We start from the raw sequence: 25,328 nt of genomic DNA, 5'->3' as shown, positions 1-25,328 counted from the left end.
TAGGGATGCCCGCCGGGTGCCGCGTCACCCGATCAGGTTTACCGGGACGCGTTCCTGGCCACTCAGGACACCACCACCGGTAGCTCCGGGCCGGAGGAAGGGGTGGTCCCCATGTCACGGTCGGGCTCGTGGCACCGACTGGGGCTCGCCGAGCTGCACCGGCGCGGCACGGAGCTGGAGTTGATGCACCGGGCCATGGGGTTCGCGACGCTCTCCCTGGTCACGCTGGCGCCGCTGCTGATCCTGGTCGCGGCGGCGGATCCGCTGGGGCACGGCGGGTTCGCGCTGTGGCTGGTGGACGGCATGGCCCTGACCGGCCGGTCCGCCGACGCGCTCGCCCATGTCTTCGGCCCGACCCGCGCGGTGATCAGCACCACCAGCGCGCTGAGTGTGGCGTTGCTCGCGCTGTTCGGCATGTCCTTCGCGTCGAGCGTGCAGAACGGCTACGAGCGGATCTGGAAGACGGCCGCCGCTCCGTGGCACCGGATCTGGCGGCACGCGCTCTGGCTGATCATGCTGATGGGGTACCTGTACGCCCAGGTGCAGACCCGGAACGTGCTGGAGGGCCCGCCCCGCATCCTGCTCAGCGTGGGTGTCGGCGTGCTGTTCTTCTGGTGGGGACCGCACTTCCTGCTCAACCATCAGGTGCCCTGGCGCTATCTGCTGCCCGGTGCGCTCGCCACGATGGCGGGTCTGGTCGGCCTGCGCGGCTTCTCGTACCTGGTGTTCACCCCGCTCCTGGTCACCAACGCGATCAGTTACGGCCCTGTCGGCACGGTCCTGGTGGTGGAGTCCTGGCTCGTCGGCGTGGGGTTCGTCGTCTATGGCGGTGCGCTGGTGGGCCGGCTCGTGTGCGAGTGGCTGGGGCACCTCGACGAGCCGCCGGACGAGACGGCGCCGGAGCCGACGGACCGCGGGCAGGGGCCGTCGGCCATGCGTTCCTAGTGCGGTGACCAGGTACGTCCACCGGGTCTGCGCCACGCCTGACTGGTTCCTGGTGGGGTTCGGTTCGGTCGCTCACCGATGAGTTTCGGCGCGCCGGGCGGTCCATTCGAGCAGGCAGAGACGAATGGAGAGTCCGATGGGCAAGGTGCGGTGGCATTTGTTGACTTCCTCCCCCGCCTAAAGGCGGGGGATTCCAGCGGTCACCCGCTGGGGTTCCTGCTTCACCGACGACCGCCCCGTCCGGGAGGACTCCCGTTGAGGTCTTACACCGTCTCCACAGGCAGACGCGGCCAGCCCGGCCGCCAGGATGTTGCGTGCCGCGTTCACGTCGCGGTCGTGCACGGCGCCGCAGTCACATGTCCACTCGCGGACGTTCAGCGGCATCCTCGCCGCGACCGTGCCGCAGGTTCCGCACAGCTTCGAGCTGGGGAACCAGCGGTCGATCACGACGAGTTCGCGCCCGTACCAGGCGCACTTGTACTCCAGCATCATGCGGAGATCCGTCCAGGCCGCGTCACTGATTGCGCGGGCGAGCGTGCCGTTCTTCAGCAGGTTGCGGACGGTGAGGTCCTCGATCACGACCGTTTGGTTCTCACGGACGAGACGAGTCGACAGCTTGTGGAGGAAGTCGCGGCGCCGGTCGGCGATCTGCGCGTGGACCTCGGCGACACGGCGTCGGGCCTTCTCCCGGTTCGCCGAGCCCTTCGCCTTGCGGGACAACTCCCGCTGTGCCTTGGCCAGGCGAGCCCGGTCCTTGCGCTCATGGCGCGGGTTGGCGACCTTCTCGCCGGTGGACAGCGTCACAAGGGACGTGATGCCCGCGTCGATACCGACCGCCGCATCCGTGGCCGGGGCCGGGGCCGGGGCGATGGTGTCCTCGCACAGCAGGGACACGAACCAGCGTCCCGCCGCGTCGCGGGACACGGTCGCCGTGGTCGGCTCCGTGCCCTCGGGCAGCGGACGCGACCAGCGGATGTCCAGGGGGCCGGCCATCTTGGCCAGAGTCAGCTGCCCGTCGCGCCACGTGAAGGCGCTGCGGGTGTACTCGGCCGACGCGCGGGACTTCTTCCGGCTCTTGTAGCGCGGATACTTCGCGCGCTTGGCGAAGAAGTTCCCGAACGCCGTCTGGAGGTGGCGCAGCGCCTGCTGGAGCGGGACGGAGGACACCTCCGTCAGGAAGGCCAGTTCCCCGGTCTTCTTCCACTCCGTGAGCGCGGCGGAGGACTGCACGTAGGAGATGCGCCGCTGCTCGCCGTACCAGGCCCGTGTGCGCTCTTCCAGCGCCTTGTTGTAGACGAGGCGGACGCAGCCGAACGTGCGGGACAGCTCGGCTGCCTGCTCGTCCGTGGGGTAAAAGCGGTACTTGAACGCCCGCTTGACCTGCTGCGTCATGCCTCACACTCTACCAAGTTCCGTGTGAGTGGCAGGTGTCGGCCGGTGGACGGCGGACACCGGTCCGCCCTGGCGGCGAACCGGCTTTTCCTGCCCCGCTCCGCAGGAGCTTCGTTCCCTCCCCGGCCTGAAGGCCGGGGTATCCACGAAGGAAGGCCCCGATGATGTCGTTGGACGGGTTCGCGGCCGGTCCCGACCATTCGATGGACTGGATGTCCGGGGTGGAGGTCGGCCCGGGCGTCCACCAGGAGGCGATCGCCGGCCTGGGTGCCGTGCTGGGTGGTCGTCGTGGGTACGACGCGGTCGCCGACCGGCATCCCGGCCAGGCGGGCAGACAGCCCTACGGCGGGGCGTGGCGTGGCCCGGTGTTCGTGCTGACGCACCATCCCGAGGACGCGATCCCGGATCCCGGTGTGACCTTCCTCCACTGCGATGTGGCCGAGGCGGTCGAGATCGGGCTGGCCGCGCGGAGGGCAAGGACCTCGAGATCCACGGCCAGGACGTCGCCCGGCAGTGCGTCGAGCGCGGTCTGATCGACGAGTTCCGTGTGCATCTGGCGCCGGTCATGCTCGGCTCCGGAGTGCGGCTGTTCGACTGCCCCGGTATCGAGCCGGTCCGGTGGGCCCGGATCCACGACGGCCACCCCGCACAGGCCGTGGACCTGCGCTATCGGTTGGCTTGAGGGCTCCGGGTCGGGATGCGCCGGCTGCGGGCGTCGACGCTCACCAGGCCTTGTCGCAGCTCACCAGCCCTTCTCGAACATGCGCGCGACCTCGGCGATGCGCATCTCGTCGCGCCGGTAGTAGGTGCGCCACCGGATCCTGCGGGTCTGCAGCACGCCGATGCTCGCGAGCAGGTCGAGGTGGGTGCAGGCGACCGCACGGTCCACGCCGAGCTTGGCGGCGACGGCGTCCGAGGTCACGCCGTCCTCGACGAGGTCGCCGTGCTGCTGCGGCGGGAAGTGCGCGGCCGGATCCTTCAGCCACTCCAGGATGTCCAGACGCCTCTCGCTGACGGAAGTCCTCAACATCTCGTCCCCCTCTCCGGACGGACCACCGCTTTACCGCGTCTTCACACTCTTCCGCAGTCCGCCCCATCGCGTACGGCTTTCGACCACCCTTGTCCGGGAACGTACGGCCCATCCGGCACAGGGCAGTCCGGGCCCACCTCCACGAACACGGGTGAGGGCCCGGCCGCCCCCTCCACGGCCGGGCCCTCACCTCGTGGTTCAGCGGTGGCTGAACCACGCCATCGCCGGGAGTGCCTTGTCGTCGTAGCCGAACAGGGCCTGGTTCTCCCAGCCGTTGCCGGAGGCGGAGTCGGCCGGGTCCCAGCCGTTGCCGGTGACCGCGGTCCAGGTCGCCTCCCAGTAGAAGACGCCGAGGCCACGGCCGTTCGGGACGGCCTCGACGATGTTGGCGACCGCGTTCATCCAGGCCAGCTGGCCGGCGGCGGTGGCCGGGTAGCCGGTGACCAGTTCGCCGGTGGTGTCGATCTGGTTCTCCAGCGAGTCGTCCTGGGCGAGGGTGAACGGGTAGGCGGTCTCGGCGATGAACACCGGCTTGCCGTAGCGGGAGGCCACGTCGTCGAGGGTGGTCTGCGCGGCGGCGAGCGAGCCGTGCCAGTAGCCGTAGTACGACAGGCCGATCACGTCGTAGTTGATGCCGTACGTCTTGGCGTTGTCGAACCACCAGCGGATGGTGGCGTCGTCACCCGCGTTGGCGAGGTGCAGCGCGACCTGCGTGCCGGAGGAGACCGCCTTCACCGCGCTGTAGCCGGAGTTGATCAGTCCGGCGAGCTGCGACCAGTTGTCCGTGGAACCCTCGGACCACAGCATGCCACCGTTGATCTCGTTGCCGACCTGGACCATGTCGGCGGTGGTGCCCTGGGCCTTCAGCGCGTTGAGCACGTCGTAGGTGTGGTTGTAGACGTCCGTCTTCAGCTGACTGTACGAGTGCGAGGCCCAGGCGGTCGGCTTGGTCTGCTTGCCCGGGTCGGCCCAGGTGTCCGAGTAGTGGAAGTCGACGAGCAGCTTCATGCCGGCCGCCTTGACGCGCTTGGCCACCGCCAGCACATGCGTTTTGTTGTTGTAGCCGTCGGCCGGGTTCACCCAGACCTTCAGGCGCGCGTAGTTCATGCCGGCGTTCTTGAGGATGGTGACGGCGTCGCCGGTGGTGCCGGAGCTGGTCTTGTAGACGCCGCCGAGGGCCTCGCTCTTGGCGAGTGACGAGATGTCAGCACCCTTGACGGACAGACCCGTTGAGCCGGACGCGAAGGTCAGGTCGTCGACATTGATCCAGTTGCCCGCGTTCGCGTCACTGTTGATGCCGACCGTGCACTGGTTGTTCGTCACGTTGATCGACGTGACGATGCGGACCCAGCTGCTGGTGGACACCGGCAGGTCGGTGCGCTGTTCCGAACTGCCGCAGTTCTTCAGGGACATGTAGGCGGAGTTCTGGCCGCCGCTGGAGCGGATCCAGGCGGTGAGCGTGTACTTGCCGTTGGTCAGCCCGGACAGGTACTGGTACGTCTCCACCTTGTAGGCGGAGGACGAGTACTGGGACAGGCGGTAACTCCCGCTGTGGCCACCGGACTCGGTGTACGAGGCCCCGGTGTCGCCGTACTCCGACCAGCCGGCCGGGGCGGCCGATCCGGCGCCGTCCGACTCGAAGCCGCCGTTGGTGAGCGTGCTCGCCGCCTGCGCGCTCTGGGCGGGCAGGGCGACCAGGGCGAGCCCGGCCACGAGCGGCAGCAGCAGGGCCCTGAGCGTGCGTCTGGGATGGAACATCGTCGTCCGTCGTCCCTTCGACGTGATGGGGATGGGGTACTTCTCCGGGGGGCCGGAGGAAGAGCCCCTCCGCCCGCGGCTCTCGTGGCACACGCGGACGGAGGGGAGTCGGCTCAGCCGTCGAGTCGTACGACCCGGACGGCTCCGGCGGGGAGGGCGAGGCGGCCCGCGGCGCGTTCGCCGGTCAGCAGTTCGGTGCCGTGCGCCTCCAGCGGCACCTTGGCGTCCGACGCGGTGTGGTTGATGGCGAAGAGGTAGTCGCCCGACTCGCCGGTGCGGTGCACCACTTCGACATCGCGGGGCAGGTCGGCGCGCGGGGCGACGCCCGCGTCCTCGATGGCCCAGCCCAGCAGGGCGTCTAGACCCTCGGCCGCGAGCCGGGTGGAGACGTACCAGGCGGTGCCCTCGCCGAGGCGGTGGCGGGTGACGGCCGGATGGCCCGCGGTCAGGCCGTCGGCGTACGTCCACACGGTCTCGGCGCCGCGCGGGACGACGAACTCCGTCCACACGTCGCCGCTCAGCTCGGACCCGTCCGGGCCGCTGACGCGCACCGACTGGCCCTGCAGCAGCGGCGAGAACTCCTCGACCGTGAGGCCGAGCACGTCCCGCAGGGCTCCCGGGTAGCCGCCCTCGTGGACGGCGTCGTGCTCGTCGACGATGCCGGAGAAGTACGACACGACGAGGGTGCCGCCGTTCTCGACGTACTCCTTGAGGTTGTTGCCGGCCGTCTCCGTCATCAGATAGAGCGCGGGCACGACGACCAGGGGATAGGCCGACAAGTCGGCTTCCGGGTGGGCGAAGTCGACGGTGAGGTGGCGGTCGTAGAGGGCCTCGTAGAAGGCGTCGGCGCGCTCGCGCGGGTCGTGGTCCTCGCTGGGGCGCCACTGGAGGTTCTGCGCCCACCAGGAGTGCCAGTCCCACAGGACGGCGACGTCGGCCCGGGTGCGCGTGCCGCGAATCCGGCTCAACGAGTCGAGACTGGCGCCCAGTTCGACGACCTCGCGCCACACGCGGGTCTCCGTACCGCCGTGCGGGAGCATCGCCGAGTGGAACTTCTCGGCGCCGCGCCTCGACTGTCGCCACTGGAAGAACAGGGCTCCCTCGGAGCCGCGGGCCACATGGCCGAGGGAGTTGCGGGCCATCTGGCCGGGGGCCTTGGCGGGGTTGCGGGGCTGCCAGTTGACGCCCGAGGTGGAGTGCTCGAGCAGCAGCCAGGGGGCGCCGCCCGCGACGGAGCGGGTGAGGTCGGCGGCCATCGCGAGGTTGACGTGGGTGCGGCGGCCGTCGGTGATCAGGTAGTGGTCGTTGGTGACGAGGTCGACCTCGCGGCCCCAGGCCCAGTAGTCGACGGAGTCGCACTGACTGAGGGCGGTCATGAAGTTCGTCGTGACCGGGAGGCCGGGCGAGAGGCGGTGCAGGATGTCGCGCTCCATGACGAAGTTCTCGCGCATGGTGGCGTCGGCGAAGCGCTTGTAGTCCAGCGCCTGGGCCGGGTTGACGGCCGTGGGGGTGGCGCGCGGCGGGTTGATCTGCTCGAAGTCCGTGTAGCGCTGGCCCCAGAAAGCCGTGCCCCAGGCCTCGTTGACGGCGTCGACGCTCCCGTACGCCGCCGCGAGCCAGCGGCGGAAGTGGGCGGCGCAGGAGTCGCAGTAGCAGGCCGAGACGGGGACGCCGTACTCGTTGTGCACGTGCCACATCGCGAGGGCCGGGTGGTCGCCGTAGCGCTCGGCGAGCCGGGTGGTGATGCCCGCGGCGGCCGCGCGGTAGTCGGCGTTGCTGTGACAGATGGCGGCCCGCGAGCCGAACTCGTGGCGCACGCCCTCGGGGGTCACCGGCAGCGCCTCGGGGTGGGCCCGGTAGAACCAGACCGGCGGGCACACGGTGGGCGTGCCCAGGTCCACGCGTATGCCGTGCTCGTGCAGCAGGTCGAGCAGACGGTCGAGCCAGCCGAAGTCGTAGGTCCCGGGTGAGGGTTCCAGGAGCGCCCAGGAGAAGATCCCGACGCTCACCATGGTGACGCCGGCCTCGCGCATCAGCCGGACGTCCTCGTGCCAGACGCTTTCCGGCCACTGCTCGGGGTTGTAGTCCCCACCGAAGGCGAGCCTGGTGAGGCCCCTGGGGCTGGTCTCCGGCATGGATCTCTCCCGTTTTATCGATCATTTGGGAACGTGCACAGACATCATCGGCGGTGCGAGCCCAACATAACCGCACAGCAACAACCATTGACAAGTGTCCGGGATGTTTCTCTACTGTGAACGCTCACAGAGAGCATCGCAGGCCTTCGCGACGGGCGAGGGCCCGGCTCATGTGATTCGCATGGCAGGTTTCCGCAAGAGGCGGGGACCCAGGTCAGGGGAGAGATCCATGCCCAACACGCAGCGCAGGCGACTCTTTTTCAGAGGTACGGCATCCACCGTCGCCGTCGTCCTCGGCGCCACCGCCCTCGCCGCTTGCGGCTCGTCCGACGACAGCAAGGCCGAGTCCGGTCCGGTCTCGCTGACGTACTGGACCTGGACGCCCGGCATGGACAAGGTCGTGGACCTGTGGAACAAGGGTCCGGGCAAGAAGGACCAGATCACGGTCACCGTGAAGAAGCAGGCGTCCGGCGACTCGCTGGTCACCAAGATCCTCACCGCGCACAAGGCGAAGCAGGCGCCCGACCTGGTGCAGGCCGAGTACCAGGCGCTGCCGACGCTGGTCAGCAATGACGCCCTCGCCGACATATCGAAGGACGTCGGCGACGCGAAGAGCAAGTTCACCGACGTCGTCTGGCAGCAGACCACGCTGGGCACGGACTCGGTGTACGCGGTGCCGCAGGACATCGGGCCGATGATGTTCTACTACCGCCAGGACCTGTTCAAGAAGTACGGCCTGACCGTCCCGAAGACCTGGGAGCAGTTCGCCGAGACCGCTCGCGCGCTGAAGAAGAAGGCCCCGGACAAGGACCTCACCACATTCTCCGCCAACGACTCCGGTCTGTTCGCGGGCCTCGCCCAGCAGGCCGGCGCCAAGTGGTGGACGGCCTCCGGCGACAAGTGGAAGGTCGGCATCAACGACGCGGCCACCCAGAAGGTCGCCAAGTTCTGGGGCGGGCTGGTCAAGGAAGGCGCCATCGACAACCAGCCGATGTACCAGCCTGCTTGGAACAAGGCGCTCAACACGGGCCAGGAGATCGCCTGGGTCAGCGCCGTGTGGGCGCCGGGCACGCTCGCCACGGCCGCACCGGACACCAAGGACAAGTGGGCCATGGCCCCGCTCCCCCAGTGGTCCTCGGGCGACAACCTCACCGGCAGCTGGGGCGGCTCCTCCACCGCCGTCACCACGGACTCCAAGCACCAGGAGGCGGCCGCGAAGTTCGCCGCCTGGCTGAACACGGACGGCGACGCCCTCAACGCGCTGGCGAAGGAGGGCGGCATCTACCCGGCCGCCACGAACGCCCAGACCAGCGGCGCCTTCGCCAACCCGCCGGCGTTCTTCTCCAACCAGCCGGACTTCTACACCAAGGCCGCCGACATCGCGAAGACCACCGCGCCGTCCGCCTGGGGCCCGAACGTGAACGTCGCCTACGCGACCTTCAACGACGCGTTCGGCACCGCCGTCAAGAACAAGTCGGACTTCGGCGCCGCCCTGAACAAGATGCAGGACGACACCGTCGCCGACCTGAAGAAGCAGGGCTTCGGGGTTTCTCAGTGACCAGCACCGCCACCCGGAGGTCGTACGGGGTCAAGAGGGCCCCGTACGTCTTCCTCCTCCCCGCCACGATCCTCTTCGCGTTGTTCTTCGCGCTGCCCATCGGCTACGCGGTCTGGCTCAGCTTCCGCAAGGTCCACGTCTCCGGCCTCGGCCTGGGATCGGGCGCCCGGAAGGAGGTCTGGGCCGGTTTCGAGAACTACACCGAGGCCTTCCAGGACAGCGAGTTGCTGCACGGCGCGCTGCGCGTGCTCGGCTACGGCTGCATCGTCGTCCCGGTGATGCTGGGCCTCGCGCTGCTGTTCGCGCTGATGCTGGACTCCGACAAGGTGCGGCTCGCGCCGTTCACCCGGCTCGCGATCTTCCTGCCGTACGCCATCCCCGGCGTGGTGGCGGCGCTGATGTGGGGCTTCCTGTACCTGCCGGACGTCAGTCCCTTCTACTACGTGCTCGACAAGCTCGGCCTGCCGCAGCCGAACCTGCTCGACGGTGGACCGCTGTATCTCGCCCTGGCGAACATCGCGGTCTGGGGCGGCACCGGCTTCAATATGATCGTCATCTACACGGCGCTCAGGGCGATCCCGGCCGAGGTGTACGAGGCGGCGAAGCTGGACGGCGCCACCCCGCTGCAGACGGCGCTCCGGATCAAGATCCCGATGGTGGCGCCCTCGCTGGTGCTGACCTTCTTCTTCTCGATCATCGCCACGCTCCAGGTGTTCAACGAGCCGACCACCCTCAAGCCGCTCACCAACTCCCTGAACACGAGCTGGAGTCCGCTGATGAAGGTGTACGAGGACGCCTTCCACCGGGGCGACATCTACTCGGCCGCCGCCGAGGCGACCCTGATCGCGCTGGCCACCCTGGTGCTGTCCTTCGGTTTCCTGCGGGCCGCGAACCGCCGTAACAAGCAGGAGGAAGGACGATGAGTTCTCTTGCCGTCCGCAAGGCCGCACCGGCCGCGGGCACCACTCCGGGTACCGCCCAGGGTCCGCCGCTGCGCCGCCGGATCGCCCTGGTGCCGACCGCCACGCTGCTGTTCGGCGCGATCTACACGCTGCTGCCGGTGGCCTGGGTCGTGATCGCGTCCACCAAGTCCGGGCGGGAGCTGTTCTCGACCTTCACCTTCCTGCCGGGCACCGGTTTCACCGGCAACCTCACGGACCTCAACGCCTATCGCGGCGGCATCTACTGGACGTGGATGGGCAACTCCGCCCTGTACGCCGGTCTCGGTGCCCTGCTGTCGACCGTCGTCTCGGCGTTCAGCGGCTTCGCGCTCGCGACCTACCGCTTCCGGGGCCGCGAGACGATGTTCAACGTCCTGCTCGCGGGCGTCCTGATGCCTCCGGTGATCCTCGCCGTCCCGCAGTACCTCCTGCTGGCGAAGGCGGGCCTCACGGACTCCTACCTGTCCGTGCTGCTGCCGCAGATCCTCTCCCCGTACGGCGTCTACCTCTCGCGGATCTACGCGGCGGCCGCCGTTCCCACCGACGTGGTGGAGGCCGGGCGGATGGACGGGGCCGGCGAGTGGCGGATCTTCACCCGGATCGCGCTGCCGATGATGATCCCCGGCATGGTCACGGTCTTCCTGTTCCAGTTCGTGGCCGTGTGGAACAACTTCCTGCTGCCGTACATCATGCTCAGCGACGACGAGCGGTTCCCGATCACGCTGGGTCTGTACACGCTCCTCGAACAGGGCTCCAACACTCCCGCGCTGTACACCCTGGTGATCACGGGCGCGTTCCTGGCGGTGATCCCGCTGGTCGCACTGTTCCTGGTCATCCAGCGCTTCTGGAGTCTCGATCTTCTCTCCGGGGCCGTAAAGTCATGACCATGAGCAACACGGGGGGCCGACGCAGACCGCCGACGATCCACGACGTTGCACGCGAGGCGGGAGTCTCGCGCGGAACCGTCTCGCGGGTGCTCAACGGCGGGCACTACGTCAGCCCGTCCGCCCAGGAGGCGGTCAACGCCGCGATCCGCAAGACGGGTTACGTCGTGAACCGGCACGCCCGTTCGCTGATCACCGGGCGTTCGGACTCGGTCGGTTTCCTGCTGACGGAGCCCCAGGAGCGGTTCTTCGAGGACCCGAACTTCAACGTCCTGCTGAGCGGCTGCACCCAGGCGCTGGCCGCGCACGACATCCCGCTTCTGCTGATGCTGGCGGGCACGCTCGACGAGCGGCGGCGCATCACGCGGTACATCACCGCCGGTCATGTCGACGGGGTGCTGCTGGTCTCCAGTCACTCCGGGGACCCCGTCGCGGAGCAACTCCGCGAGGCGGGCGTGCCGTTGGTGGCGTGCGGCAAGCCGATCGGGCTGGGCTCGAAGGTGAGTTACGTGGCTGCGGACGACCGGGACGGGGCGCGGGACATGGTCCGCCACCTGCTGTCGGTCGGCCGTCGCCGGATCGGTGTGGTCACCGGCCCGCTGGACACCCCGGGCGGCGTCGAACGCCTCGCCGGCTACAAGGAGGTGCTCGCCGAGGCGGGCATCGACTTCGACGACCGGCTCGTCGTCTCCGGCGACTACAGCCGGGCCAGCGGTGAGGCGGGCGCCGAGCAACTGCTCGCGCGAGCCCCGGACATGGACGCGGTGTTCGTCGCGTCCGACCTGATGGCACAGGGCGTCCTGACGGCGCTGGAACGGGCGGGCCGGCGCGTGCCGCAGGACGTCGCGGTCGGCGGCTTCGACGACTCCCCCGCGGCGCTGGCCGCCCGCCCCGAACTCACCACGATCCGCCAGCCCTGGGACCGCATCAGCGCCGAGATGGTACGGGTGCTGCTGGCGCAGATCGGGGGCGAGGACCCGGCGGCGGTGATTCTGCCGACGGAGTTGGTGAAGCGGGAGTCGACGTAGGACCCGGGGTCCGTCCCGGCGCGCTGTCCGGCGACCCGGCCGGCAGCGCGCCCTCCCGTCACCGTCAACTGCCCGCGGGCCGACCCGGTATGGCGGTCGCTGCGCATACTGAGAGCCATGGCCATCTATGACACGCTCGGTACGACGTACGGCCTGACCCGGCGACCGGATCCGCGGATCGGTGCGCAGATCCACGCGGCGCTCGGGGACGCCGCGGAGGTGATCAACGTGGGGGCGGGCACCGGATCGTACGAGCCGCCGCACACCGTACTCGCCGTCGAGCCCAGCCAGGTCATGGTCGACCAGCGTCCGCCCGGTTCCGCGCCCGTCGTGCGCGCGGTCGCCGAACGTCTTCCCCTGCGCGACGAGGCCGCCGACGCCGTGCTGGCACTGCTGACCGTCCACCACTGGACCGACCCGGCGGCCGGAGTCGCCGAACTGCGCCGGGTCGCGCGCCGCCGCGTCGTCGTTCTGACCTGGGACCAGCAGATCTTCCGTGAGCGGTTCTGGCTGGTGCGCGACTACCTCCCGCAGGCGGCCGCCTTCGACGACACGCGGGCCATCCCGGTCGACCGGCTGGCCGCCCTGCTCGGCGGAGCCCACCAGCGGCCCGTGCCCATCCCGCACGACTGCTCGGACGGGTTCGGCGCCGCGTTCTGGTGCCGCCCCCACGCCTATCTCGACCCGCAGGTGCGCGCGGGCATCTCGATGCTCGCCCAGACCGGCGAAGAGGCTCTCGCGCCCGGTCTGGCACGGCTCGCCGAAGACCTCGCGACCGGTCGATGGCACACCGCCCACGCGGACCTGCTCGCCCGCGACGCTCTCGACGTCGGCTACCGGCTGCTGGTGGCGGAAGTCTGATCGCGCGGAACCGGTCAGGATCGAAGAAGCCATGACCCGCTCCTCCGTCCTAGCGTGAAACCACCGACGAAATCCGTTGGTTCACCCGCTGCCGAGGAGCACACCATGACCGCCGGTCTCAAGACGATCATCTACCCCGTCAAGGACATCGCCCGCGCGAAGGCCCTGTTCAGCGCCCTGCTGGAGGTGGAACCGTACGCGGACGGCCCGTACTACGTCGGCTTCAAGGACGCCGGGCAGGACATCGGCCTCGACCCCAACGGACACGCGAAGGGCCTGACCGGCCCGGTGCCGTACTGGCACGTCGACGACATCCGGGGGCGGCTCGCCGCGCTGGTCGACGCGGGTGCGGAGGTGCTCCAGGACGTCCAGGACGTCGGCAACGGCAGGCTGATCGCCTCGCTCAAGGACGCGGACGGCAATCTGGTCGGGCTGCTCCAGGACCCGTCCGCCTGACGACCACCCGAGCCGAGCTGTATGCACCCGCATTGATTGCACACTCAACGAATGGCCGATTCGGTGTTACCGTGCGGGTATGGGAGCGAAGACGGCCGACGCCCGGCTCGAGGAGAAGTGGCGGGACATCCTCTCGCTGCACGCGCGCACGATGTGCGAGATCGACCGGGCCCTGCACCCGCACGGCCTGGGCGCGAGCGACTTCGAGGTGCTCGACATCCTCGCGTCCGAGGCGCCCCGCGACGGTGACCACTGCCGGGTGCAGAACCTCGTGGGACGGGTCCATCTCAGCCAGAGCGCGCTGTCCCGGCTCATCGGCCGGCTGGAAAAGGACGGCCTGGTGGAGCGGTCCGTCTGCATCGAGGACCGGCGCGGCGTGTGGGTCGCCCTGACCGCCAAGGGTCGCGACCTGCACGCCGAGGCACTGCCGCTGCAGCGCGAGGTACTGGTCCGGCTGCTGGGTGACGGGGCCGAGTAGGCCCGGCCGACCGCTCACGACAGGCCGCTCACGGCAGGTCGCTCACTGCAGACCGCGGCGGTGTGCGCGGTTGTCGTGCACGGTTCTCGTACGCAGTTCTCGTACGCGGGTCGGGAATTCAGGGTGGCTCCGGACACGTTCGGGCAAGAGCAGCTTTCACGCCCCTGCCTCGCCCGGGAGAACTCGCCGATGTCACAGCTGGAGATCGACGCCCTCGTGTTCGACGTGCTCGGCACGCTCGTCGACGAACCCGCCGGTATCCGCGCCGGCATTCGCGCACTCGCCCCGTCGCTCGACGAACCCGGCACCGAGGAGCTTCTGGCGCAGTGGCAGCAGCACATCGAGCGGGAGCAACGTCGCATCCTCGACGGCGACCGGCCGTACCTCCCCAGCGACGTCCTGGACCTGGAAGCCGCCCGGGTCGTCGCCGACGCGGCCGGAGTCGACGACCCGGCCGCCATTGAGGCATTGGCGCTGTCGGCCCGCCGACTGCCGCCGTGGCCCGACACCGTGGCAGGGCTCGCCCGGCTCTCCGAACGGTTCCCGCTGATCGGACTCTCCAACGCGAGCCGGACCGCACTGCTGGGCCTCAACGCCCATGCCGGGCTGCGCTGGCATCAGGCCGTGTCCGCCGAGGACGCCCGGACCTACAAGCCCGAGCCCGCGGTCTACCAGCTGGCCGTCGCCGTCTCCGGACGACCGCCGGAGCGGCTGCTGATGGTCGCCGCCCACGCCTGGGACCTGCGGGGAGCCCAGCGCCTCGGCCTGCGCACCGCCTACGTCGCCCGCCCGGTCGGCGACCCGCCCGGCTCTTCGGACCGGTTCGACCTGTACGCCGACGACCTGGCCGACCTGGCCGACCAACTCGACAAGGGCTGAGACCGCCCTAGGGGGCACAGCCCCGCAGGATGAACGCGATGACGTCGTCCAACCCGTTTTCGTCCGCCTCCGGGGGCAGCATGCCGGTCACCGCGAGGTCGGCGTAGCCGTGCAGGGTCGCGAACACCGGGAGGCCGACGCGCTCCATCGGTCCTTCCCGCACCTCACCCCGGGCCTGGCCCTCGCCGATCAGCCGGACGACCAGGTCCGACCAGCGCTGCATGGCCTCGATCAGCGCGTCGGAGGCCTGTGGATCGTGCTTGATCGAGTACATCAGGTCGAGCAGTTCGGCGTTGTCCCGGGCGAAGCCCACATACGCGCGCACCATCGCGTCCAGCCGCCGCGCGAAGGTCTCGCCGACGTCTGCCTGTGAGGCTCCGAGGACGGCGCTCAGCCGCTCGAATCCGGTCAGCGCGAGCGCGTCCAGCAGGGCCTGCTTGTCCTTGAAGTGGCGGCTCGGCGCGGCATGGCTGACGCCGAGGTCGCGGGCGAGTTCGCGCAGCGACAGCGCGGTCGGCCCCTTCTCACGCAGCGTCTCCTCGGCGCGGGTCAGCAGGGCGGCGCGCAGGTCGCCGTGGTGGTAGCGGCGAGTACGGGTGTGCATGGGCGCCAGTGTATAGGTCATGTTTATGTCGCCTACATTGTTGGCGGCGTCACTATTGTTGTCATTGACAGCATTGTTGGCGCCGCCTACATTTACAGGCATGACTACGGAACCCAGCAAGTGGAACGTCACCGACATCCCCGACCAGACCGGCCGCACCGCTGTCGTGACCGGTGCCAACAGCGGGCTCGGCATCGTCACCGTCAAGGCGCTGGCCGGTGCGGGCGCGCACGTGGTGCTCGCGGTACGGGACCCGAAGCGCGGCGAGGCCGCCGCCGCGGGCGTGCGAGGAAGCGTGGAGGTGCGCCGGCTCGACCTCGCCGATCTCGCCTCCGTGCGCGAGTTCGCGGCAGCCTGGCAGGGCGATCTGGATCTGCTCGTCAACAACGCCGGCATCATGAACATCCCCGAGTCCGCCACGAAGGACGGCTTCGAGACGCAGTTCGGCACCAATCACCTGGGCCACTTCGCCCTGACGAACCTGCTGTTGCCGCACATCACCGACCGTGTGGTGACCGTGTCGTCCGGCGCGCACCGGATGCCGGGCACCCCGCGCATCCATCTCGACAACCCCAACCTCACCGGCGAGTACGCCCCCATGAAGGCGTACAGCCAGTCGAAGCTGGCCAACCTTCTGTTCACCCTTGAACTCCAGCGCCGGCTCGCCGACTCGGGCTCGTCCGTACGCGCCCTGGCCGCGCACCCCGGCTATGCCGCCACCAACCTGCAGAGCCACGACGGCAGTGCGCTGCGGCGTGCGCTGATGCGGGTCGGGAACCGTTTCATGGCCCAGGACAGCCAGGCGGGCGCACTGCCCACGCTCTACGCCGCCGTCCAGGACCTGCCCGGCGCGAGCTACGTCGGCCCCGACGGTCTCGGCGAGATGCGCGGTGCCCCGACCCTGGTCGGCCGCTCGCCGGCGGCCAGCGACCCGGCCACCGCCCGCCGCCTGTGGACGCTCTCCGAGGAACTGACCGGCGTCACCTTCCCGCACCCCGCTCCGGTCACGGCGGCGTGAGGACGCCTACCCCGCTGCCGGCGGAAGCCCGGGCTGCCGATCCGCCGGTCTGCGCGGCGGAACCGGCGTCGAGGCGAAGTCGCGCGGGCCGGTCCACAGCGCGGGTACCGCGTCGCAGCGGCGGCTCAACTCGTAAGCGATCGCCTCGTAGTTGACCCGCCAGCCGTGAAAGTGCGGCCAGGCCTCCGGGGTGCTGCGCTCGGCGCTGAAGCCCGCCGCCTCAAGCATCGCGACCGCCGCCTCGAACTCGACGTAGGTGAGCTGGACGGGGGCGTCCGGAGCGGGGTCGGCGTCGAAGGGAAGGCGCAGGGCGCGGGCCATGTCGCGCAGGGCGGTGAAGCCGGCCCGCAGCACGAGGCGCGCCTCCGGCGGAGCACTGCGCGGGGTGAGTGCGAGCTGCATGGCCGCCGCGTCCATGACGGCGACCAGGCCGACCAGCCAGTGGCGGTACGGGCGGGGCGAGCGGAAGGCGATCAGGACCGGGTACGTGGAGTGGCTCTCGCCCATGTCGGAGGCCAGGCGTTCCCAGGCCCGGTACAGCTCGGGCAGCGCGATCTCGGTGTCGACCAGCCACTGCCGGGCCAGGATCTCCGGACCCCAGGCGGGTTCGCCTGCCCGTGACTGGAGCAGGGTGACCTCCAGTTCGCGGCGGTTGTAGGCGGCGTACAGCGTGGGCAGATAGGCGATCTGCAGAGCGATGAGCACGGGGCCGGTGGCCGCGGCGAGGAAGTCGAGCGTGGACAGGCGCAACCGGGCGCCGCCCGCGAAGCCGAGGGTGAGCAGGCTGGAGCCCGCCTCACGGAAGGAGTCGCTCCAGTCCAGCCCTGACACGGCGTGCAGCAGCAGACCGAAACCGACCAGGGCTCCGCCGAGCCAGGTCACGAGCATGCCGATCAGGATCAGCGGAGCGAGCCAGGTCTGCGCGCGGTCGATGGCGTCGTAGCCGCCGCCGGGTGCGGCGAGCCGGAGCAGACGGCGCAGGAGCCACCAGAGCCGGAACACCAGCACCGAGTAGAGACCGCGGGGCACCACGAGAGTGCGCAGTACGTTGACGAACAGGACCGCCAGCAGCAGCCCGCCGGCCACGCCGGAGATCCATTCCATGCGGCCATTGTGGACCGCGCACGGGCAGGACGATCAGTTCCGGCCGCGCAGACGGAAGACCGGATGGTCGGCCGGGTCCGGCAGTGCGGTCAGGACCGCGGAGACGGTGGGCATGCTGCCGTACTTCTCGCGGTAGGCCGCCATCAGGGGCGGGCGCTCGGCCTCGGGCACCTCCTCCGTCGTGAGGTCCTCGGTACGGCCGCGGACGGTCAGCCTGCAGTCGGGCGCGGCGCGCAGGTTCAGTGCCCAGTCGCTCAGGCCGCGATAGGAGACGAGGTAGCGCTCACCCTCGTACTCGAGGACGGCGACGGGCACCGTCCGCCAACTCCCGCTGTGGCGACCGCGCACGGAGAGCCGGGAGACGACGGACCGTCCGAACAAGGGCGCCAGGCGGTTCCCGACGTGCCGTTGCATCCAGGGCGGTTTGAGGTAGGTGCGGTCCTTCATCGGTGTCCACTCCCTGAGTGTTCGTCAGTTCCGTTGCTGCAGGGCGCCGATGTGGAGATGGGCGAGCCGCCAGCCGTCGTCCTGGCGCACCGCGAGGAGCGTGACCCTGAAGCGGTCCGACTTGTCCTCGCCGCCCAGGCTGGTCTCCTGCGCCAGGACGCCGACGACGACCGCCGCGGCGCCGTAGTCGCGCACCTGCGGATCCTGCACCGTGAACGCGCGGTTCACCAGGCCCTTGCGGTACCGCTCCAGCCACTGTTTGCGCCCCAGGACGAATCCCAGCGGGCCCACTCCGGCGAAGTCGTCGGTGAGCAGCGCGTCCACGTGTCCGGCGTCGTTCTTCTCCTCGCCCTGCGTCCAGCTGTGCACCAGGTCGAGGACTGCTGTCTGTGCCGCCATCGGTGTCGACCTCCTCGGTGTGCCGTAAGCCTTCAATGTTAGGGTAACCCTAAAGTTAGGGTCGCTCTACAGTGGAGATGGCGGAGAGGCGCATGGGGCTCCGGGAGCAGAAGAAGCAGCAGATGCGAGACCGGATCGGCGAGACCGCGTGGCAGTTGTTCGCCGAGCGTGGCTTCGACCGCGTCACGGTCGTCGAGGTGGCCCGCGCCGCCGAGGTCTCCGAGGCCACGGTCTTCAACTACTTCCCCGCCAAGGAGGACCTCTTCTACTCCCGCTTCGAGGCCTTCGGGGAGCAGTTGGTCGAGGCGGTCCGCACCCGCCCCGCCGGGGAGGCGGCCCTGACCGCCTTCCGGCGCAGACTGCTGGAGACCGCGGGACTGCTGGCCCAGGTCGAGGCCGGTGACACGGACGCACTCGCCCGGCTCCGCACGGTCAACCGCATGATCGCGGACAGCCCGGCACTCAAGGCCCGCGAGCAACGCGCCCTCGGCGCGTGCGTCGACGCCCTCGCCGCCACACTGGCGGCCGAGTCCGGGACCCCGGCCGACGACATCGCGGTCCGGGTCGCGGCAGACGCCCTTTTCGGGGTCCACCGGGCCCTGATCGCCCACGTACGACAACAGGTCCTCTCGGGCGAGGAGCCGACCCGCCTCGCCACCGACGTCCGCCGCCTCGCCGAGCGCGGCTTCGCCCTGCTGGAGGGCGGGATGCGCGAGTACGCCACCGCTGGGCAGCGGGACGACGCGGCGGCCACCTGAGCGGGCCTGTCACTTGCGGGACGTCATCGCAACTTCCTTGTTCACAAGGGGAGTTGAGAGGAGTCGCGCGCTACCATGCCCGTGCGCCACTGCGGCCGCGGTCGTCCGATCTTGCCGTTGGCGGGTCCCAGTCCTCCGCCGTCCCTCGTCTCAGTCCTGACGCAGGAGATCCCGTACGGCGGCGAAGGCGGCCTCGGCCGTCGCCGGGTCCGCGCCGGGGCGGGCCAGGGCGCTCATGGGGATCGGGGTGACGGACGGCAGACCTTCGTAGGGGGTCAGGCCGTCGGGGGCGGAGCCGACCGCGGCGAGCAGGGCCACGCCCTCGCCGGTGCGGGCGATGTCGAGGACGCCCGCGAGATAGCCCGCGTCGCCGACGACCGCGGCGGGCACGCCGTGTGCGGCGAGGGTCGCGATCGCGCGCCGGCGGATCGCGCACGGGTCCTCGATGGCGACCAGCGGCACGGGTGCGGGCTCGGCCGGCGGCTCCCAGCCGGGCACGGCGTGCCAGGTCAGCGGCAGGCCGCCGACGCGCGTGCCCTCGGTGGCGGCCGCCTCGGTGACATACACCGCGACGTCGACGCTGCCACGCTCCACGGCCTCCACAAGGCGGGCGGAGCGGTCGATGCGGAAGCGGACCCGGCAGCCGGGGCGCACCTCCTGGACGGCGGCGGTCAGGCGGGGCAGGAACTGGTCGGCGGCGTGCTCGGTGGAGCCGACGGTAACGGTGTCGCCGTCCACGTCGAGCAGGGTGCGTACGGCTTCGTCGTGCACGGCGAGGATCCGGCGGGCCTGCTCCAGCAGCAGGCGGCCCTCGGGGGTGAACCGGGTGCCGCGGCCCTCGCGTTCGACGACGGGCCGCCCCAGTGTCTTCTCGAGTCGGCGGACGTGCTGGCTGACCGCAGACTGGCTCAGGGCGAGCGTCCGGGCGGCGCGGTGGAAGCCGCCGCAGTCGGCTATCGCGGTCAGGCTGCGCAGGGCCACGATGTCGAGGACAGGTTGGGGCATGCCGTGACAGTAACCGCCGTCGCGTATCGATCGCGATTCCTGATCGGTTTCGATGCGGAATCATCGTTGGACGCGGTCGGTCGCCGCCGGTCATGATGGGCGCATGTTGCACGCGACCGCTTCTGCTGCCCTTCTGACGCAGCGCCGAGTCATCGACTTCGGCGTGGCGTGCAGCGCGCGCTGTCGCTGACCTCCCTTTCGGTGCGCCGCCACCGTCCGAGCTGATCGTGTCGCCGCCTCGCTGACACGTGACAGCCGCTTGCGCCTGCCCTCTTTCTGGCCTCGTTCCCTGCACGCGCCCTGCCTGTCCCCCTGTATGTCCCCTGCCCTGAAACGGGAGTTGCCCCCTCATGTCCTCATCCTTCTCCTGGGACGAACCCGAAGGTCTCGCCGCGCGCGGCACGTTGATCGTGCTCGCGGGGCGGGGTGAGCACGGCGGTGTGTACGAGCGGTTCGGCCGTCGGCTCGCCTTCGACGCCTACCGGGTGCGTGCCCTCGGCGACGCGTCCGCCGATCCGTCCGTGCTCGACGACGCGGCCAAGCTGCTCGCCGACGAGTCGCTGCCCGGCCCGAAGGTGCTGGTCGGCTCCGACACCGGGGCCCGTTACGCCGCGCATCTGGCCGCCGAGCACAGCGCGGGCGTCGACGCGCTGATCCTGGCCGGGCTGCCCACCACGCCCTGGACGTGCGGGAGTTGGGAGTCCGAGGTCGAGGCCCGCACGGCCTGCCCCACCCATCAGGGCCGCCTCACCCAGGATCCCGACTTCCGGCGGGGAGCCCTGGAGGCGACCCCGGAGCTGCCCGGCCTCCGACTCGACCAGGTGCGCGTCCCGGTCCTCGCCCTGCACGGCAAGGACGACGCGGTGAGCCCGGTCGAGGGAGCGTTGAGCGCGTACGAAGGACACGCGGGCGTACGGACGGTGATCTTCAACGGCGGTCGGCACGACGTCCTCAACGACGCGCTGCACCGCACCGCCGCCGCCACGGTCGTGCTGTTCCTGGAGCGACTGCGGCTCTCCCCCGAGCTGCCCGCGATCGCGGAGGGCCTCGCATGAGCGTGACGACCACGGTCGCCGAACTCCGCAACCAGCTCGCCTCCGACACCCCGCCCCTGGTGCTCGACGTCCGCTGGGCGCTGGGCGATCCGCACGGCCGCGACCACTACGCCGACGGGCACATCCCGGGCGCGGTGTATGTCGACCTGGACCGTGAGCTGGCCGCGCCGCCGAGTGCGGAGGGTGGGCGGCATCCGCTGCCCGAGCTTACGGATCTGCAGGCGGCGGCGCGGAGGTGGGGCCTGCGACAGGGCCAACCGGTCGTTGTCCACGACGACTTGGGCAACACCGCGGCCGCTCGGGCCTGGTGGCTTCTGCGGTACGCGGGTGTCGCGCAGGTGACGCTGCTCGACGGGGCATTGGGGGCTTGGCGGTCTGCCGGGCTGCCGCTGGAGTCGGGGATCCCGGCCGGCCCGCCTGACGGGGATGTCGTTCTGCGCGCCGGCGGTCTGCCGGTGACCGACGCCGACGGCGCCGCCGAACTCGCCGTCTCCGGACTGCTGTTGGACGCGCGGGCCGCCGAGCGGTACCGGGGCGAGGTGGAGCCGGTGGATCCGCGGGCCGGGCACATCCCGGGGGCGGTGTCCGCACCCACCGGGGAGAACCTCGCGGCCGACGGGACCTTCCTGCCGCCGGACGTGCTGCGCAAACGATTCGAGGAAAAGGGCGCGCGGGGTGCCGGGGCGGCCTCGCGCATCGGCGTGTACTGCGGCTCGGGCGTCACTGCCGCCCATCAGATCGCCGCGCTGGAGATCGCCGGCTTCGAGGCCGTGCTCTTCCCCGGCTCCTGGTCCGCCTGGTCCGCCGACCCCGCCCGTCCGGCCGCCACCGGACCGTCGCCCTCCTGAAGAGGAACCCGCCATGACGACAAAACCGCTCGCCGCGGGAGTGCTGTCGAAGCAGGACCTGCCCGAGGCACCCCAGCCATCCCCCCGCATCACCATCCGCGGCACCGCCAGGACCGGCCGCCGCCTCACCGTGCCCCGTTCGGTCCGCCGGGCGGCGGGACCCGTGGGCCTCGTCCTCCTGTGGTTCCTGACCTCGGCCACCGGCGTACTCCCCGAGTCCGTGCTGGCCTCCCCCGTGGACGTCGTACAGCAGGCCGTCGAACTCACGAAGAACGGTGAACTGCCCAGCGCCATCGCCGCGTCGGGCCGGCGTGCCGCCACCGGCTTCCTGATCGGCGCGACCGTCGCCCTGGCCCTGTCCCTGCTGGCCGGGCTCTTCCGGCTCGGCGAGGACGTCATCGACTCCTCGATGGGCATGTTCCGGGCGATCCCCTGGGTGGGCCTGATCCCCCTGTTCATCGTCTGGTTCGGCATCGAGGAGACCCCGAAGATCGCGCTGGTCGCACTCGGGGTGACGTACCCGCTCTACTTCAACATCTACGGCGGCATCCGCTCCACCGACTCCCAACTCGTCGAGGCCGCACGGATGATGGGCCTTGGACGGCTCGGGCTGATCAAGTACGTGATCCTGCCGAGCGCGCTGCCCGGGGCACTCGTGGGACTCCGGTACGCGCTGTCCACCGCCTGGCTCGCGCTCGTCTTCGCCGAGCAGGTCAACGCGGACGCGGGGCTCGGCTATCTGATGAGCAACGCCCAGCAGTACTTCCGCACGGACGTCATCGTGCTGTGCCTCGTCGTGTACGCGCTGCTGGGCCTGGCCTGCGACTTCGCCGTACGGATCCTGTCTCGGCGCCTGCTGACGTGGCGGGCCAATTTCGAGGGCGAGGCGTGAGCGTCATGGCCAACAGCGTGGAGATACGGGGGCTTTCGCGGGCCTTCGACGGACACACCGTGTTGCACGAGCTCGATCTCGACATCCGTGAGGGCGAGTTCGTGGCCCTGCTCGGGCACAGCGGCTGCGGCAAGTCGACGCTGCTGCGGATCCTCGCCGGGCTCGACGACGAGATCGGCGGTGAGGTGACCGTGCCCGCGCGCCGCAGCGCGGCCTTCCAGTCGCCGCGACTGCTGCCCTGGCTGAAGGTGTGGCGCAACGTCGTCCTCGGGCTGCCCGGCCGGCCCGATCGCGCTCGCGCCGCGAAGGCTCTGGACGAGGTGGGCATCGCGGACCGCGCGACCGTCTGGCCGAAGACTCTCTCCGGCGGTCAGGCCCAGCGCGTCTCGCTCGCCCGCGCCCTGGTCCGCGAGCCCGAACTGCTGCTCCTGGACGAGCCGTTCGGCGCCCTGGACGCGCTGACCCGCGGCAAGGTGCAGCAACTGGTCGCCGAGCTGTGGCGGTTGCACGGCTGCGCGATCCTCCTGGTCACCCATGACGTCGAGGAGGCGCTGCTGCTCGCCGACCGCGTCCTGGTGATGGACGAGGGCCGTATCGCCCACGAGTTGACCGTCGAGCTGCCCCGCCCCCGGGACCTGACCGCCCCCGAGTTCGTCACCCTGCGCGCCCGCCTCCTGAACTGGCTCGGCGTGACCCACACTCTGGAAGGAACCCCCTCGTGACCCGCCTCGTGACCCGCAGAATCGCCGCCGCCGCGCTGAGCCTTTCCGCCCTGTTGGCGCTGACCGCCTGCGGCGCGGACTCCTCGGCCGACGCCTCCTCCTCGAAGCAGGTCACCCTCACCATCGGCGACCAGGCCAAGACGCTCCAGACGATCGTCGCCGCATCCGATGCGCTCAAGGGTGCCAAGTACAAGGTGAAGTGGGCCGAGTTCGAGGGCGCGGCCCCGCTCTACCAGGCCGTGCAGGCGGGCGCCGCCGACACCGGGTACTCCGCCGACCTGCCGGCGCTGCAGGCGCTCAGCGGCGGGGTGAAGGTCAAGAACGTCGCCGCCCTCAAGAACGACGGCACACATGTCGGCATCGTCGTCCGCAAGGACTCCGGCATCGACAGCGTCAAGGACCTCAAGGGGCAGAAGGTCGTGGTGTCCTCGGCCAAGGGCAGCATCTCCGAGTACCTGCTCGCCAACGTGCTCAAGCAGAACGGCCTCAGCTACAAGGACGTCAAGGTCCAGTACCTGCTGCCGACCGACGCGCAGGCCGCCTTCGCCTCCGGGAAGATCAAGATCTGGGCGACCTTCGGCGTCTACCAGGCCGTCGGCCTGGAGCAGGGCGGACAGCTCCTCGTCGACGGCGCGGACGGCCGGGTCAGCGGCATCGGCTTCATCAACGCCTCCGACAAGGCCCTCGCCGACTCCGCGAAGAAGGCCGCGCTGGCCGACTACCTGAAGCGTCTCGGTACAGCCCTGCAGTGGACCAGTACCCACCAGGACGCCTACGCGAAGGCCATCGAGCAGCGCAACGGCGCCGACGCCTCCGTGGCGAAGACGCTGGCCTCGGCCGCGTACAGCAGGGTCCTGCCGATCACCGCCGACGTGAACAAGACCGTCCAGGGCGTGGCCGACCTCATGAACGGCATCGGGGTCCTGGATCCGAACGTGGACGTGGCCAAGTCGTCCGACGCTTCTCTCGTCAAGTAACAGCTCGTCAACCAGCAACTCATCACGTAGCAACTGGAGTTCTTCATGCCTGTCGAGTTCATCAGCGCCGTCCACACCGACTCCGGGGCCTCGGGCCCGGCGGCCGCCAGCCGTACCGGTTTCGACCCCGACCACCTGCGCAAGTACGCCCGCGCCCTGGACGACGGCGGCTTCGACCACACCCTGGTCGCCTACCACTCCGCCTCGCCGGACGCCTTCCAGGTCGCCCAGTTCGTGGCCACGCACACCGAGCGGGTCCGCCCGATCCTCGCGCACCGGCCCGGCGTGATCTTCCCGACCCACGCCGCCCGCGCCCTGGCCACGCTGGATCGGATCATCGACGGCCGGCTCACGCTGCACATCATCTCCGGCGGCAGCGACGAGGAGCAGCACCGCGAGGGGGACTACCTCAACAAGGCCGAGCGGTACAAGCGTTCGGACGAGTACATCCAGATCCTGCGGAAGGTGTGGCAGGCCGACGGGCCCGTCTCGCACGAGGGCGAGTACTTCAGGTTCGAGGGCTACTACTCGGACGTGAAGCCCGTGAATGGACTCGTGCCGATCTCCGTCGGCGGCTCCTCGCAGGACGCCTACCGGGTCGGCGGGCAGCAGGGCGACATCTTCGGGCTGTGGGGCGAGCCGCTGAAGGAGACGGCCGAGCAGATCGCCGCGGTGAACGCGATCGCGGACGCCGCCGGGCGCCCTCGTCCTCGTATCTGGGTGTCGTTCCGCCCCATCATCGCGCCCACCGACGAACTGGCCTGGGAGAAGGCGCACCGCACGCTGGGTGTGCTCAAGGACCAGGCGAGCAACACCGAGTTGCTGCGCCACTACCGCACCAGTGGCCGCCCGGCGAACGTCGGCTCGCAGCGGCTGCTCGACATCGCCGAGCGCGGCGAGGTCCACGACCGCTGCCTGTGGACCGCCCCGGCGGTCGCCACCAATGCCGCCGGTGCCTCGACCGCGCTGGTCGGCTCTCCGGAGACGGTCGCGAAGGCGCTGCTCGACTACGTCGACATCGGCTGCGACCTGCTCTCGATCCGCGGCTACGACCCGCTCAACGACGCGATCGACTACGCCCGTTACGTCCTGCCCCTGGTCCGGCAGGAGCTCGCCCACCGCGCCGCCACGACTCAGGCCGCCTGACCGACTCC

Annotated in this window: 28 protein-coding genes; 19 read left to right on the top strand and 9 right to left on the bottom strand. The window is 70.2% G+C overall.

Going from position 1 to position 25,328, the window contains the following annotated elements:
• The first annotated feature begins 111 nt into the window (after positions 1-111).
• The gene (locus tag OG303_RS45205; RefSeq protein WP_405875850.1) at positions 112-945 is read left to right on the top strand and encodes a ribonuclease BN; all 834 of its coding nucleotides are present in this window, start codon (positions 112-114) and stop codon (positions 943-945) included.
• Between the two features lie 177 nt (positions 946-1,122).
• Here OG303_RS45205 and OG303_RS45200 read toward each other — a convergent pair whose 3' ends face one another.
• On the bottom strand, positions 1,123-2,337 hold the full coding sequence (locus OG303_RS45200; RefSeq protein WP_405875849.1) for an RNA-guided endonuclease InsQ/TnpB family protein: 1,215 nt from the start codon (positions 2,335-2,337) through the stop codon (positions 1,123-1,125).
• A 161-nt stretch (positions 2,338-2,498) separates the two neighbouring features.
• Here OG303_RS45200 and OG303_RS45195 point away from each other — a divergent pair, with 161 nt between their 5' ends.
• Both OG303_RS45195 and OG303_RS45190 read left to right on the top strand, forming a co-directional pair.
• On the top strand, positions 2,499-2,870 hold the full coding sequence (locus OG303_RS45195; RefSeq protein ID WP_405875848.1) for a dihydrofolate reductase family protein: 372 nt from the start codon (positions 2,499-2,501) through the stop codon (positions 2,868-2,870).
• Between the two features lie 14 nt (positions 2,871-2,884).
• Positions 2,885-3,019, top strand: coding sequence for a hypothetical protein (locus OG303_RS45190; RefSeq protein ID WP_405875847.1), 135 nt, complete (start codon positions 2,885-2,887; stop codon positions 3,017-3,019).
• 60 nt (positions 3,020-3,079) lie between these two features.
• Here OG303_RS45190 and OG303_RS45185 read toward each other — a convergent pair whose 3' ends face one another.
• The 3 genes from OG303_RS45185 to OG303_RS45175 form a co-directional block, all read right to left on the bottom strand.
• Positions 3,080-3,367 carry an ArsR family transcriptional regulator gene (locus OG303_RS45185; RefSeq protein ID WP_405875846.1) on the bottom strand — a complete coding sequence of 96 codons (288 nt, stop codon included), beginning with the start codon at positions 3,365-3,367 and terminating at the stop codon, positions 3,080-3,082.
• 198 nt (positions 3,368-3,565) lie between these two features.
• The gene (locus OG303_RS45180; RefSeq protein WP_405875845.1) at positions 3,566-5,125 is read right to left on the bottom strand and encodes a glycosyl hydrolase 53 family protein; all 1,560 of its coding nucleotides are present in this window, start codon (positions 5,123-5,125) and stop codon (positions 3,566-3,568) included.
• Positions 5,126-5,238: 113 nt separating this feature from the next.
• Entirely contained in the window at positions 5,239-7,260 is a 2,022-nt protein-coding gene (locus OG303_RS45175) for a beta-galactosidase (RefSeq protein ID WP_405875844.1), read from the bottom strand.
• 229 nt (positions 7,261-7,489) lie between these two features.
• Here OG303_RS45175 and OG303_RS45170 point away from each other — a divergent pair, with 229 nt between their 5' ends.
• The 8 genes from OG303_RS45170 (at position 7,490) to OG303_RS45135 (ending at position 14,345) form a co-directional block, all read left to right on the top strand.
• The gene (locus OG303_RS45170; protein ID WP_405875843.1) at positions 7,490-8,818 is read left to right on the top strand and encodes an ABC transporter substrate-binding protein; all 1,329 of its coding nucleotides are present in this window, start codon (positions 7,490-7,492) and stop codon (positions 8,816-8,818) included.
• Complete coding sequence (locus OG303_RS45165; RefSeq protein WP_405875842.1) at positions 8,815-9,741, top strand: carbohydrate ABC transporter permease; 927 nt, start codon at positions 8,815-8,817, stop codon at positions 9,739-9,741. The genes OG303_RS45170 and OG303_RS45165 overlap by 4 nt, the downstream gene beginning before the upstream one ends.
• The gene (locus OG303_RS45160; RefSeq protein ID WP_405875841.1) at positions 9,738-10,643 is read left to right on the top strand and encodes a carbohydrate ABC transporter permease; all 906 of its coding nucleotides are present in this window, start codon (positions 9,738-9,740) and stop codon (positions 10,641-10,643) included. The genes OG303_RS45165 and OG303_RS45160 overlap by 4 nt, the downstream gene beginning before the upstream one ends.
• Positions 10,640-11,671, top strand: coding sequence for a LacI family DNA-binding transcriptional regulator (locus OG303_RS45155; protein ID WP_405875840.1), 1,032 nt, complete (start codon positions 10,640-10,642; stop codon positions 11,669-11,671). Before OG303_RS45160 ends, OG303_RS45155 begins: the two co-directional genes overlap by 4 nt.
• Positions 11,672-11,788: 117 nt before the next feature.
• Positions 11,789-12,532 carry a methyltransferase domain-containing protein gene (locus OG303_RS45150; protein WP_405875839.1) on the top strand — a complete coding sequence of 248 codons (744 nt, stop codon included), beginning with the start codon at positions 11,789-11,791 and terminating at the stop codon, positions 12,530-12,532.
• A 105-nt stretch (positions 12,533-12,637) separates the two neighbouring features.
• Entirely contained in the window at positions 12,638-12,988 is a 351-nt protein-coding gene (locus OG303_RS45145; protein WP_405875837.1) for a VOC family protein, read from the top strand.
• A gap of 79 nt (positions 12,989-13,067) precedes the next feature.
• Positions 13,068-13,466 carry a MarR family winged helix-turn-helix transcriptional regulator gene (locus OG303_RS45140; protein ID WP_405875835.1) on the top strand — a complete coding sequence of 133 codons (399 nt, stop codon included), beginning with the start codon at positions 13,068-13,070 and terminating at the stop codon, positions 13,464-13,466.
• A gap of 189 nt (positions 13,467-13,655) precedes the next feature.
• Positions 13,656-14,345 carry a haloacid dehalogenase type II gene (locus OG303_RS45135; RefSeq protein ID WP_405875834.1) on the top strand — a complete coding sequence of 230 codons (690 nt, stop codon included), beginning with the start codon at positions 13,656-13,658 and terminating at the stop codon, positions 14,343-14,345.
• Positions 14,346-14,352: 7 nt separating this feature from the next.
• Here OG303_RS45135 and OG303_RS45130 read toward each other — a convergent pair whose 3' ends face one another.
• Positions 14,353-14,949 carry a TetR/AcrR family transcriptional regulator gene (locus OG303_RS45130; RefSeq protein WP_405875832.1) on the bottom strand — a complete coding sequence of 199 codons (597 nt, stop codon included), beginning with the start codon at positions 14,947-14,949 and terminating at the stop codon, positions 14,353-14,355.
• A gap of 100 nt (positions 14,950-15,049) precedes the next feature.
• Between OG303_RS45130 and OG303_RS45125 the strand changes: the two genes are divergently transcribed.
• Positions 15,050-15,967, top strand: coding sequence for an oxidoreductase (locus tag OG303_RS45125; RefSeq protein ID WP_405875831.1), 918 nt, complete (start codon positions 15,050-15,052; stop codon positions 15,965-15,967).
• Between the two features lie 6 nt (positions 15,968-15,973).
• Here OG303_RS45125 and OG303_RS45120 read toward each other — a convergent pair whose 3' ends face one another.
• From OG303_RS45120 to OG303_RS45110, 3 genes are read right to left on the bottom strand one after another with little or no spacing between them, the layout of a single operon-like run.
• Positions 15,974-17,071 carry a hypothetical protein gene (locus tag OG303_RS45120; protein ID WP_405875830.1) on the bottom strand — a complete coding sequence of 366 codons (1,098 nt, stop codon included), beginning with the start codon at positions 17,069-17,071 and terminating at the stop codon, positions 15,974-15,976.
• A 33-nt stretch (positions 17,072-17,104) separates the two neighbouring features.
• On the bottom strand, positions 17,105-17,518 hold the full coding sequence (locus tag OG303_RS45115) for a nitroreductase family deazaflavin-dependent oxidoreductase (protein WP_405875829.1): 414 nt from the start codon (positions 17,516-17,518) through the stop codon (positions 17,105-17,107).
• A 24-nt stretch (positions 17,519-17,542) separates the two neighbouring features.
• Positions 17,543-17,917 (bottom strand): nuclear transport factor 2 family protein, encoded by a 375-nt coding sequence (locus OG303_RS45110; protein ID WP_405875828.1) that lies wholly within the window; start codon positions 17,915-17,917, stop codon positions 17,543-17,545.
• 92 nt (positions 17,918-18,009) lie between these two features.
• Here OG303_RS45110 and OG303_RS45105 point away from each other — a divergent pair, with 92 nt between their 5' ends.
• Positions 18,010-18,675 carry a TetR family transcriptional regulator gene (locus OG303_RS45105; RefSeq protein WP_405875827.1) on the top strand — a complete coding sequence of 222 codons (666 nt, stop codon included), beginning with the start codon at positions 18,010-18,012 and terminating at the stop codon, positions 18,673-18,675.
• Between the two features lie 150 nt (positions 18,676-18,825).
• On the opposite strand, the gene OG303_RS45100 is transcribed toward OG303_RS45105, so the two are convergent.
• The gene (locus OG303_RS45100; RefSeq protein ID WP_405875826.1) at positions 18,826-19,680 is read right to left on the bottom strand and encodes a LysR family transcriptional regulator; all 855 of its coding nucleotides are present in this window, start codon (positions 19,678-19,680) and stop codon (positions 18,826-18,828) included.
• Positions 19,681-20,030: 350 nt separating this feature from the next.
• On the opposite strand from OG303_RS45100, the gene OG303_RS45095 reads away from it, so the two are divergent.
• Genes OG303_RS45095 through OG303_RS45070 form a run of 6 tightly spaced genes read left to right on the top strand, consistent with a single transcriptional unit; the run spans position 20,031 to position 25,320 of the window.
• A complete protein-coding gene (locus OG303_RS45095; RefSeq protein WP_405875825.1) occupies positions 20,031-20,735 on the top strand; it encodes an alpha/beta hydrolase in 705 nt (234 codons plus the stop codon).
• Entirely contained in the window at positions 20,732-21,583 is an 852-nt protein-coding gene (locus OG303_RS45090) for a sulfurtransferase (protein ID WP_405875823.1), read from the top strand. Before OG303_RS45095 ends, OG303_RS45090 begins: the two co-directional genes overlap by 4 nt.
• Before the next feature lie 13 nt (positions 21,584-21,596).
• Positions 21,597-22,475 (top strand): ABC transporter permease, encoded by an 879-nt coding sequence (locus OG303_RS45085; RefSeq protein WP_405875822.1) that lies wholly within the window; start codon positions 21,597-21,599, stop codon positions 22,473-22,475.
• A 5-nt stretch (positions 22,476-22,480) separates the two neighbouring features.
• On the top strand, positions 22,481-23,197 hold the full coding sequence (locus tag OG303_RS45080) for an ABC transporter ATP-binding protein (RefSeq protein ID WP_405875821.1): 717 nt from the start codon (positions 22,481-22,483) through the stop codon (positions 23,195-23,197).
• Between the two features lie 8 nt (positions 23,198-23,205).
• Positions 23,206-24,174: an ABC transporter substrate-binding protein gene (locus OG303_RS45075; protein ID WP_405877790.1), complete on the top strand. Its 969-nt coding sequence runs from the start codon at positions 23,206-23,208 to the stop codon at positions 24,172-24,174.
• Between the two features lie 45 nt (positions 24,175-24,219).
• Positions 24,220-25,320, top strand: coding sequence for an LLM class flavin-dependent oxidoreductase (locus OG303_RS45070; protein ID WP_405875820.1), 1,101 nt, complete (start codon positions 24,220-24,222; stop codon positions 25,318-25,320).
• Positions 25,321-25,328 lie beyond the last annotated feature (8 nt).

The organism is Streptomyces sp. NBC_00005 (genome assembly GCF_045160215.1).
Taxonomy (GTDB): domain Bacteria; phylum Actinomycetota; class Actinomycetes; order Streptomycetales; family Streptomycetaceae; genus Streptomyces.
Note: the sequence above shows the minus strand (reverse complement) of the source record. Positions and strands in the feature narration are given on the sequence as shown.